An 11,258-nucleotide genomic window follows, 5' to 3' on the forward strand; every position below is an offset into this window, starting at 1 on the left:
AGTACCCGCTGTGCTGAGGATACACCGCATCAACATCGGGGTTTCGGCAGCCGAGGAACACAAACACGCCAGGCACGATGTCGAGATATTCGCTGAAGTCTTCACCTGCGAGGGTACCTTCGTAATCGCTGACCGCTTCTTCGCCGAACAGCTTCACGACAGACTTGCGGCAACGCTCGGCGCATTCGGAATCGTTCGACAGGCCGGCATTGCCTTCTTGATACGTGAGTTTCGCCTTCGCGTTGAACGCTTTCGCCGAACGCTGGATAAGATGCTCCAGGCGCTCGGGCATGGCTTTGCGCGTTTTGTCGCTCCATGTACGAATCGTGCCCGTAAGGTAGGCCGAGCCAGCCATGATGTTGCGGGCTTCGCCTCCATGGATTTCGCCCACGGTAACCACGAGGGGCTCGAAGGGGGAAATGTCGCGACTCACAAGAACCTGAAGCGCCACCACGATTTCGGCCGCAACCACCACGGCATCAACGCCTTTGTGGGGCATGGAGCCATGAGCGCTCACGCCCTTGATGTCGATACGGAACCAGTCGGTGTTGGCCATGCGCTGACCAGGCGCGCATGAAATAGTTCCCGCATCGACTTCGCTCCAAATATGCGTGCCGAAAATCGTATCGACGCCATCGAGCGCCCCCGCCTTAATCATCATGCGAGAGCCAACGGAGCATTCCTCGGCAGGCTGGAACAGCAAGCGCACTTCCCCATGGATTTCATCGGTCATGCCCAAAAGAATGCGCGCCGCGCCGAGCAGCATGGACATATGGCAGTCGTGGCCACACGCATGCATGACGCCTTCGTTTTCCGACGCATACGGAGCGCCCGTGAGCTCGGTTACGGGCAGGGCGTCAATGTCGCTTCGCAGCGCGATGCGACGGCGCGGATTTCCCTCTGCGTCATATGCGTCGGGCGCCGTTCCTTTGATGGTCGCGATAATACCGTTTCCAGGTACGCGGGTGTATTCGATGCCCATAGAGGCAAGACGCCAGCAAAGGGCATTTGCCGTCTCGGTCTCTTTCAGCGATAGCTCGGGATGCTTATGGAAATAACGGCGCTCAGCGATGATTTCCTTCTCCATGTCTGCCGCGCGTTGCTTGATTTCCTCGCTGACTTTGCAGCACTCCTGGTTGCGCTGCTTTTTCTTGGCTTTTTCGGCGCTTGACATCTCGCGTACCTTCCTCGCCCATACCGGCGTTTTACATATTCCCCATTCAACCCTAACACAAGCATGCTACGGCGGCGGTCACAAGGGTGTGAGCTGTGCTCATGATTCGTATCTTTGCCATAGTTCGCAACCGCCCATTCCACTGGCGACTCAAAGAAGGCGTCCAACAATGAGAAGCTCCACGGGCGCACTGGCCCAAACGCAAAAATGCCGCCCCGGTTTCCCGGAGCGGCATTCAATATCGATTATGCGAATCGCACGTTACTCTTCGTCTTCGTCAGACTCGGCTTCGTGCTTCTCGCTCGTCTCGCCGAAGCCCAAGTCGCCCAGGCCGCCCAGCAGGGCGTCGAGTTCGCTCAGGTCGCGATGGTAGCTGCGCGGCGGCAGAGCCTCGCCCAGCATTTCCTCGCCTTCAGTGCTGAACGTCGCCGGCGAATCGCCGCCGATGAGCACCGTGTCGTCGGGGCTGAAAACCATGTCGAGCAGCTGGCTCATATCGTCGTTGGACGCAGCCAGGTCGTCCTCGATGAGATAGCTCAGGCTATGCTCGGCAAGGCCGGTCTTGAGCTCTTCGATGGCCTTGGCGCCAATGCCCTCGATGCGCAGAAGCTCATCTTCGGTATAGCCGACCAAGTCGCCAACGGTCTCGATGCCCGCTTCGCTGAACTTGTTAGCCCAGCGCTGCGAAACACCCAGGTCGTCGTAGAGGTACAGACGCGCGTCCTCGTCGGAGAGCTGGTTGGCGCGGCCACCGCGGAAGCTGCCGCCGCCGAAGTAGTTGCCGTAGCCACCCATGTAGTTCTCGTCGAGCGACCAGTCCTGAGGCTGAGGCAGCAGGTCTTCGATCTCGCGAAGCTCACGCGGCGCGTAATCGGGCAGCTGCTCCTCGCCCTCGGGATGCACGGGAGCACCCTTGTAGGTGAGGCCGACCTTGTGGTAGCGAGGAAGACCCGTACCAGCAGGAATCGGCTTGCCGATGATGACGTTCTCCTTCAGGCCGGCGAGCACGTCGGTCTTGCCCTCGATCGCGGCGTCGGTGAGAACCTTGGTGGTCTCCTGGAACGACGCGGCCGACAGGAACGAGTCGGTGGCCAACGAAGCCTTGGTGATGCCGAGCAGCAGGGGCTGGCCCACGGGAGGCTGCTTGCCTTCTGCAATGAGTTCGTTGGCAACGCGCTCGAACTCGTGGCGGTTCACCTGGCGGCCGGGCAGAAGCTCGGAATCGCCAGCCTCCATGACAACGACCTTGCGCAGCATCTGGCGCGCGATGACCTCGATGTGCTTGTCGTTGATGTCTACGCCCTGGGACACGTACACGTCCTGGACCTGGGCAACGATGTAGCGCAGCGTGGTGTTCGGGTCGGTCAAACGCAGCAAGTCGTGCGGGTTCACAGAACCCTTGGTGAGCTGCTGGCCAACCTTCACAGCGCAGCCGTTGATGATGCCAGGCAGCATCTGCGCGCGCGCCGAAACGACGTACTCGCGGAAGTTGCCCTCGGTGTCATGCACGGTGAGCGTCTTGGTGGTCTTGTCGCCGGTAATCTGCAGGGTACCTGCGATTTCGGCGAGCACAGCCTGGCCCTTAGGTTTGCGAGCCTCGAAAAGCTCGGTAACACGAGGCAGACCGTGCGTAATGTCGTCGCCAGCAACGCCGCCGGCGTGGAACGTACGCATGGTGAGCTGCGTGCCCGGCTCGCCAATGGACTGAGCGGCGATAATGCCGACTGCAGTGCCAATGTTCACCGGACGGCCCGTGGCCAAGTCCCAACCGTAGCACTTCTGGCACACGCCATGCTCAGCGTGGCAGGTCATGACCGTGCGAATGACGACCGTGTCAATGCCGGCAGCCTCAAACGCCTTGAGCTGATCCATGCTGGTAATGTAATCGCCAGCAAGCAAATCGCCCGTGTCCTCGAGCAGGCAGCGACCGATGAGGTTCTCGTCGATCTCGCCCTTCTCGTTGTGCAGCGGGTAGGGAACGCCCTCGGGCGTGCCGCAGTCGATCTCGCGAACGATAACATCCTGCGCGACGTCGACCAGACGACGGGTCAGGTAACCCGAGTCAGCCGTACGCAGAGCGGTGTCGGTCATACCCTTACGAGTGCCGTGCGTGGAGATGAAGTACTCCAGAACCGAAAGGCCCTCGCGGAAGTTCGACTTAACCGGGCGGTCGATGGTGCCACCCTTGGTGTTGCCCATGAGGCCGCGCATACCAGCCAGCTGGCGAATCTGCTTGATGTTACCACGAGCACCAGAGTCGGCCATCATGTAGATGGGGTTGTACTGGTCGAAGTTGGCAGCCATGGCTTCGCCGATTTCCTCGGTGGTGTCGTTCCAAATGTCAACGACCTGCTTATGGCGCTCTTCAGGGCTCATGAGGCCCATCTCGTAGTCTTCATCGATCGCGTCGACCTTGGCGTCGGCAGCGGCGAGCAGCTCAGCCTTGTTCGGCGGCATGGTGGCGTCGAAAACGGACACCGTGATGCCAGCCTTGGTGGCGTAGTGGTAGCCAGCGTTCTTCAAGCCGTCCAAAATGCCCGGCATATCGGAAACGTCGTAGCGGTTCGAGCACTCTTCGATGAGGCGGCCGATTTCCTTCTTGTTCACAACATAGTTGACGAACTGGTGGTCCTCAGGCAGCACATTGTTGAAGATGATGCGACCGATGCTCGTTTCGAAACGCTCGCCAGCCTTCACGGTCTCGAAATCGCTGAACGACTTCGCGATCTGCATGTCGCGCGTAGCGCGCACCGAAATGCGAGCCTGAATGTCAACGCCCGTACCAGCCTCAAACTCGTCGAAAGCGTCCTTGACGCTCGCGAAGACGCGGCCCTCGCCCGGGAAGCCATCGCGAACCGTGGTGAGGAAGTACATACCGATGATCATGTCCTGGGTAGGAATGGTCAGCGGGCGGCCATGAGCCGGCGACTTGATGTTGTTGGCGGACAGCATGAGCACGCGAGCCTCAGCCTGGGCTTCGTTGCCCAGCGGCACGTGCACAGCCATCTGGTCGCCGTCGAAGTCGGCGTTGAACGCGGTGCAGACCAACGGGTGCAGCTTGATGGCCTTGCCCTCGACGAGCACGGGCTCGAAGGCCTGGATGCCCAGACGGTGCAGGGTAGGTGCGCGGTTCAGCAGCACGGGGTGGTCGACGATGACCTCTTCGAGGACGTCCCACACGTAGCTTGCACCACGGTCGACAGCGCGCTTAGCAGCCTTGATGTTGGCGGCGTACTCGAGCTCGACCAGGCGCTTCATAACGAAGGGCTTGAACAGCTCCAGAGCCATCTGCTGCGGCAGGCCGCACTGGTGAATCTTCAGCTGAGGACCGACGACGATAACCGAACGGCCAGAGTAGTCGACGCGCTTGCCGAGCAGGTTCTGGCGGAAGCGGCCCTGCTTGCCCTTGAGCATGTCAGAGAGCGACTTCAGCGGACGGTTGCCCGGACCCGTGACGGGACGGCCACGACGGCCGTTGTCGAACAGCGAGTCGACAGCTTCCTGAAGCATGCGCTTCTCGTTGTTCACGATGATCTCGGGAGCACCGAGGTCGAGCAAGCGCTTCAAACGGTTGTTGCGGTTGATCACGCGACGATACAGGTCGTTGAGGTCGCTCGTTGCGAAGCGGCCACCGTCGAGCTGCACCATGGGGCGCAAATCGGGCGGGATAACCGGAATGACGTCAAGAATCATGTCGGAAGGTTTGTTGTCGCTCTTCATGAAAGCGTCAACGACCTTCAGGCGCTTAATAGCCTTGGCGCGCTTCTGGCCCTTGCCATTTTCGATGGTATCTTTGAGCTCTTCAGCAACAGCTTCCAGGTCCATGTCGTCGAGCAGGTCGCGCACGGCCTCGGCGCCCATTCCACCATGGAAGTAGTCGCTGTAGTTCATGCGCATCTCGCGATACAGGGCCTCGTCGGGCACGAGCTGCTTCGGCACGATCTTCAAGAACGCGTCGAACGCCTCGGTGCGCAGAGCCTTGCGCTCGTTGTATTCGTCATAGATGTCGGCGATTTCAGCCTCGACCTCTTCGGGCTCCATGCGCTCGTCGTCGTCGATCTCGTCGGCGAACTCGTCGTCTTCCGGAACGTATTCCGTGGACAGACGGCGGGTGGCCTCGATCAGGCGATCGCGCTCGGCATCGAGCTCTTCAAGGTCGGCGGCGAGCTCGTCGCGCAACTCTTCGACATCCTCATCGCGAGACTCGGTGTCGACCCAGGTCACAATGGAGCTGGCGAAGTACAGAACTTTCTCGAGCTCTTTCGGGGCAATGTCGAGCAGGTAGCCCAAGCGGCTCGGGGAGCCTTTGAAGTACCAAATGTGGCTCACGGGAGCCGCAAGCTCGATGTGGCCCATGCGCTCGCGGCGAACCTTGCTGCGGGTAACTTCGACACCGCAGCGCTCGCACACGATGCCCTTGAAGCGAACGCGCTTGTACTTGCCGCAGGCGCATTCCCAGTCTTTGGTGGGGCCAAAAATTTTCTCGCAGAACAAGCCGTCCTTTTCGGGCTTGAGCGTGCGGTAGTTGATGGTTTCGGCCTTCTTGACCTCGCCATGCGACCAGCTGCGAATATCCTCGGCGCTCGCGAGAGAGATGCGCAGGGCGCTGAAGTTGCTCACGTCGTAATCGCTCATTTACTCTTCCTCTCCTTCGCCGAAGGTGGACTTCGGCTCATCGGAGCCAATCAGGCTCTCGACATCGGGGTTCGCGTCGGTCACGTCGTTCATCATGCTCTGAAGGTCGGCAGCGATGTCGCTCAGGGCATCGGCCTGTTCCTTCTCGGTCTTGGAAGCGTCGTTCATCATGTTCGAGAGCATGTCGTCGTCGCCCTCGTTGTGATGACGGCTCGCCATGGCCGCCTTGGCTTCGAGCTCGGCGGCGTCGAAGTCGATCGCCTTGTGGTCCTCGCCGATCATCTCGACGTTGAGGCCCAAGGACTTGATTTCCTTCAACAGAACCTTGAACGACTCGGGCACCTCCGCGGGCGGGATGTTCTCGCCCTTGACGATGGCCTCGTACGCCTTCACGCGGCCCGACGTGTCGTCGGACTTGATGGTCAAAATCTCCTGCAGCACGTTGGAAGCGCCGTACGCGTACAGCGCCCAAACTTCCATCTCGCCGAAGCGCTGGCCGCCGAACTGGGCCTTGCCGCCGAGAGGCTGCTGGGTGATGAGACTGTAAGGGCCGGTCGAACGTGCGTGGATCTTGTCGTCGACCATGTGGCCTAACTTCAAGATGTACGGGAAGCCGACCGTGATGGGCTCGCGGAAGCGCTCGCCCGTGCGGCCGTCGTAGAGCCACGTCTTGCCGAACTCGTTGAGCTGTGGCACGAACTCGTCGCGGGCCATATCGCCGTACTTCGCATGGTTCAGGTTGATGAGGTTGCGGTTCGCCTTGCCAATGACGTCGACGATTTCTTCCTCGGTCGCGCCGTCGAACACGGGGGTTGCGACGTACTTCGGACCTTCGACGGCCTCGGTGGTTTCGGCTTCATCGGACCAACCCCACTTAGCAGCCCAGCCAAGGTGGCATTCGAGCAGCTGGCCGACGTTCATACGGGAAGGAACGCCCAAGGGGTTCAGCATGACGTCGATCGGCGTGCCGTCGGCGAGGTAAGGCATGTCCTCAACAGGCAGAACGCGAGAGATAACACCTTTGTTGCCGTGGCGGCCGGACAACTTGTCGCCCTGCTGCACCTTACGCTTCTGGGCGATGTACACGCGCACGAGCTCGTTGACGCCCGGAGCCATGTCGTCGCCGTTTTCGCGGCTGAAGCGATAGATGCCCACAACGCGGCCACCGGCGCCATGAGGAACCTTGAGGGACGTGTCGCGAACCTCACGAGCCTTGTCGCCGAAGATGGCGCGCAGCAGGCGCTCCTCAGCGGTGAGCTCGGTTTCGCCCTTCGGGGTGACCTTGCCGACCAGAACGTCGCCAGGGAACACCTCGGCGCCAACGCGAATGATGCCGTCGGCATCGAGGTCGGCAATCATGTCGTCGGAGATGTTCGGAATCTCGCGAGTGATTTCCTCGGGGCCGAGCTTCGTGTCGCGAGCGTCGACTTCGTATTCAGAAATATGGATAGACGTGAGCAGGTCTTCAGCAACAACGCGCTCGGACACGATGATAGCGTCCTCGTAGTTGTAGCCTTCCCAGGTCATGTAAGCGACCATGAGGTTCTGACCAAGCGCCAGCTCTGCGTGGTCGCAGCTGGGGCCGTCGGCCAAAACGTCGCCCGCATGGACCTCGTCGCCCTTGCGCACGATAGGCTTGTTGTTGATGCAGCCGCTCTGGTTGGAACGCTGGAACTTCGGAACCAGGTACTCGTCGAACTCGCCTTCATCATTCTTGATGATGATGGTGGAGCCGTCGACGTAGTCGACCACGCCGGGGTTCTGGGCAACGAGCACTTCGCCCGAGTCAACCGCGATGCGGTGCTCGATGCCGGTGCCGACGTACGGCGCGTGGGGCTGCAGCAAAGGCACAGCCTGACGCTGCATGTTCGAACCCATAAGGGCGCGGTTTGCGTCGTCGTGCTCCAAGAACGGAATAAGCGAGGTAGCGACAGAAGTCATCTGGCGAGGAGACACGTCCATGTAACCAACGCGCTCGGGAGCGACTTCCTCAGGCTCGCCGAAGACGCCGTCGGCGTCACGGGTGCGGCAAAGAATCTTTTCAGACGGCACGAACACACCATCGATGGTCTCGCCGAACACGCGCGTCTCGGGGTCGAACTTCTCCATTGCCTGGGCGATGGCGTAGTTCTCTTCCTCGTCGGCGGTGAGGTAGTCGACCTCGTCGGTCACCTTGCCGTCGATAACGCGACGGTACGGGGTCTCGATGAAGCCGTAGCTGTTCACGCGGGCGAAGGTCGCCAGCGAGCCGATAAGGCCGATGTTCGGGCCTTCAGGCGTCTCGATGGGGCACATGCGGCCGTAGTGCGAATTGTGAACGTCGCGAACCTCGAAGCCTGCGCGCTCGCGCGACAGACCGCCAGGACCCAGAGCGGACAGACGACGCTTGTGCGTGATGCCTGCGGCGGGGTTTGCCTGGTCCATGAACTGCGACAGCTGCGAAGAACCGAAGAATTCCTTGATGGCAGCCACGATGGGGCGAATGTTCACGAGGCTCTGCGGAGTGATTTCGTCAGGCTCCTGCATGCTCATGCGCTCGCGCACAACGCGCTCCATGCGCGAAAGGCCGATGCGGAACTGGTTCTGGATGAGCTCGCCGACCGTGCGGATACGACGGTTGCCGAAATGGTCGATGTCGTCAACCTGGTAGCCCTCTTCGCCCTCGTGGAGAGCGACGATGTAACGCATGGTTGCGACGATGTCTTCAATGGTGAGCGTGGAAGCGTCGAATTCGGGGTCAAAGCCGAGCTTCTTGTTCGCCTTGTAGCGGCCGACCTTGGCGAGGTCGTAGCGCTGCGGGTTGAAGAACAGGCCGTCGAGCAGCGTGCGCGCAGAGTCGATCGTAGGCGGCTCGCCCGGACGGAAGCGCTTGTACAGCTCGATGAGCGCCTCTTCCTTGGTGGTCGCGGGGTCGCGATCGAGCGTGCGCAGCACCATCTCGGAGCTGCCGAGAATATCGATGATTTCTTCGCGGGTGTCGGCGATGCCGAGGGCGCGCAGAAGCAGCGTGGCCGGCTGCTTACGCTTGCGGTCGATGCGAACCGACAGAATGTCGCGCTTGTCGGTCTCGAACTCGAGCCATGCGCCGCGGGAAGGAATGACCTTCGCGCCGTAGATGGTCTTGTCGGACGTCTTGTCGCGCTCAGCGCTGAAATAGATGCCGGGCGAGCGAACGAGCTGGGAAACCACAACGCGCTCGGTGCCGTTGATGATGAACGTGCCACGAGGGGTCATGAGCGGGAAATCGCCCATGAACAGGTCGTTCTGATCTTTGATTTCGCCGGTTTCGCGGTTGATGAAACGAATCTTGGCATAGAGGGGCGCCTGATACGAGACGTCTTTCTCTTTGCACTCGTCGACGGTGTACTTCGGCTCGCCGAAGTGATGCTCGCCGAGCTCGACGCACATATCTTTGGTCGAGTTCTCGATGGGGCACACGTCGTTGAAGGCTTCGGTGATGCCTTCTTCCATGAACCACTTGAAACTGTCGGTCTGGATGGCGATGAGGTTGGGGACGTCGACGATGCCAGGGATCTTCGCGAACGAATGACGCTCCCTGTATACGCCGGCGCCGGTCTTTTCTGCCTTGGCCACAGGTCTTCCTTCCTTTGGGGTAAAAAGACGATATTCTTACCGTTTCGGCAGCCCTTTGGACATACTTCCACGGCTAATTACGCAAACGAAAAATTTAAACACATTGAGAAAATAAGTCAAGACTTTTTTTCACGAACTGTGTTGAGTTTCTGGTTTTAGAGATTTCCTTCAAGGGCTGGAACAGGCAAAACGGCATGCGACAATCTTTTAGTGACTTGGTTTCTTTTAGATAGTAAAGGCTTGTACCTGCTAAACGCTACGAGCATTTTGCAGGTGGCGGGTTCGGAAAGGCGGGACCCGCAAGGACGGAATTGGGCAAGAAAAAAAGCCGCTCTTTCGAACGGCTTTCAAGAAACATCCGCAACCCTGAGGACGCGCTTTGGGGAAGATCGCGGCCCTCGGAGAGAGAAGACGGCGCGAATGCTTACAGCGAGTGATTCATGCTCGTACGAGCCTGCGCAACCTCGAAGGCGGGGTCGAATGCGGGAAGCTCTTCGACCTGGTCTTTTTCGGCGCGAGAATCGAGCAGCGTGGCGGCAACGGTGCAGCCCACGATAATCGCAGCGCCCAGGACGCCCATCATCGAGAGCACCTCGCCGAGTACGAAGAAGGAAATGATCGCCGTGACAACGGGCTCGGAGCACAGGATGACAGAAACGGTCGCGGCGGGAATGTGCGCGAGCGCCTTATTCTGCAGCCAGAACGCCAAACACGTGCCGGCGATGGCGAGGAAGGCCACTGCAGCCCACGCGCCCACCGAAACGGCGCCGAAAACAGGCGCGGGCTCGGTCGCAACCGCGCCGCCCAGCGAGAACAAGAAAGCTCCACCGGTCTGCACGGCCGACATGGCGGCAGGGCCGATTTCGGAAAGGCCGCGCTCGGAAAGCACGATGCCCAGCGCGAACAACGCAGAAGAGCCCAAGCCCACGAACTCACCCATGCCGAACGACAGCGCGCCGCCGTTGCAGCACAGAAGATAGAGGCCCGCGAGCACCGCGATTTGCAGAACCAGCGTGCTCAGGCGATACGTGCGGCGCATAAGCGCGAGCGCGATCACCGGAGTGAACAGCATCGGCAGCGAAATGAAGAAGCCCGCGTTGGTAGCGCTCGTCATATCGACGGCCAGCGAGCTCGCGACAAACGCGACCGCGTACACCACGCCAACGGGGAGCCACGCGCTTACGCGGGAGCCGCGCAGGCCTTTGACGATCTGCTTGCCAAACAGAGCCATGAACAAAGCGAAGGCCAGGCCAAAACGAAGGGTCTGGCACCACAGCGGAGAAATCTCGCCATAAGCAACCTTCATAACGACGTTGTCTGCGCCGTAGAAAATCGCCTGCAGCACAACAAATGCCGCAAATACCATGTTCTTACCCTGTGTCACTTTGGGCCGTCCTCCTTCTTCAATAAGCGCAAGAAGCCCCAAGGCCTTATCGAAGAGCCTTGAAACCACTTGCTTGTTTTGGGTGTTTACGGGAGCTTTATCGTCGTTTCGGCGGTCGCCATTGCCTATTTCGACTTCCCGATGATGCGTATACTACGAGGTTGTTGAAATAAAGTAAAACTAGAGTATTTTGTAATAGGTAAAGAGTTTCTTATACCCCGTTGATTTCACACGTAAAGAAGGGAATCGCAGGAGAAACGGCAGGTTTCCATGACGTCTAAGTATGAAGCCTTTGTGTTGGCAGCCGAGACGGGAAGCTTCAAAAGTACCGCCGAGCAGCTTGGCTACACCCAAGCGGGCATCAGCTACATGATGAGCTCGCTCGAATCCGAAATGGGTACGGCGCTTTTCACACGCGACCATTCGGGCGTTCGCCTCACCGAGGACGGCCGCAACCTTTTACCTTGGATT

The 11,258-nt window shown here is 59.8% G+C and carries 5 protein-coding genes; 1 reads left to right on the plus strand and 4 read right to left on the minus strand.

The features are described from left to right. The 4 genes from ACWI8T_RS05725 to ACWI8T_RS05740 form a co-directional block, all read right to left on the minus strand. A partial coding sequence (locus tag ACWI8T_RS05725) for an amidohydrolase (protein WP_449138262.1) occupies positions 1-1,174 on the minus strand: 1,174 nt, incomplete at its 3' end. Between the two features lie 261 nt (positions 1,175-1,435). Further along, a complete protein-coding gene (locus ACWI8T_RS05730; protein WP_449138263.1) occupies positions 1,436-5,809 on the minus strand; it encodes a DNA-directed RNA polymerase subunit beta' in 4,374 nt (1,457 codons plus the stop codon). Then, positions 5,810-9,403: a DNA-directed RNA polymerase subunit beta gene (gene rpoB / locus ACWI8T_RS05735; RefSeq protein ID WP_449138264.1), complete on the minus strand. Its 3,594-nt coding sequence runs from the start codon at positions 9,401-9,403 to the stop codon at positions 5,810-5,812. Between the two features lie 424 nt (positions 9,404-9,827). Beyond that, positions 9,828-10,787: a DMT family transporter gene (locus tag ACWI8T_RS05740; protein WP_449138265.1), complete on the minus strand. Its 960-nt coding sequence runs from the start codon at positions 10,785-10,787 to the stop codon at positions 9,828-9,830. 270 nt (positions 10,788-11,057) lie between these two features. Here ACWI8T_RS05740 and ACWI8T_RS05745 point away from each other — a divergent pair. Next, a partial coding sequence (locus tag ACWI8T_RS05745; RefSeq protein ID WP_449138266.1) for a LysR family transcriptional regulator occupies positions 11,058-11,258 on the plus strand: 201 nt, incomplete at its 3' end.

It is taken from the genome of Slackia sp. (assembly GCF_977041755.1).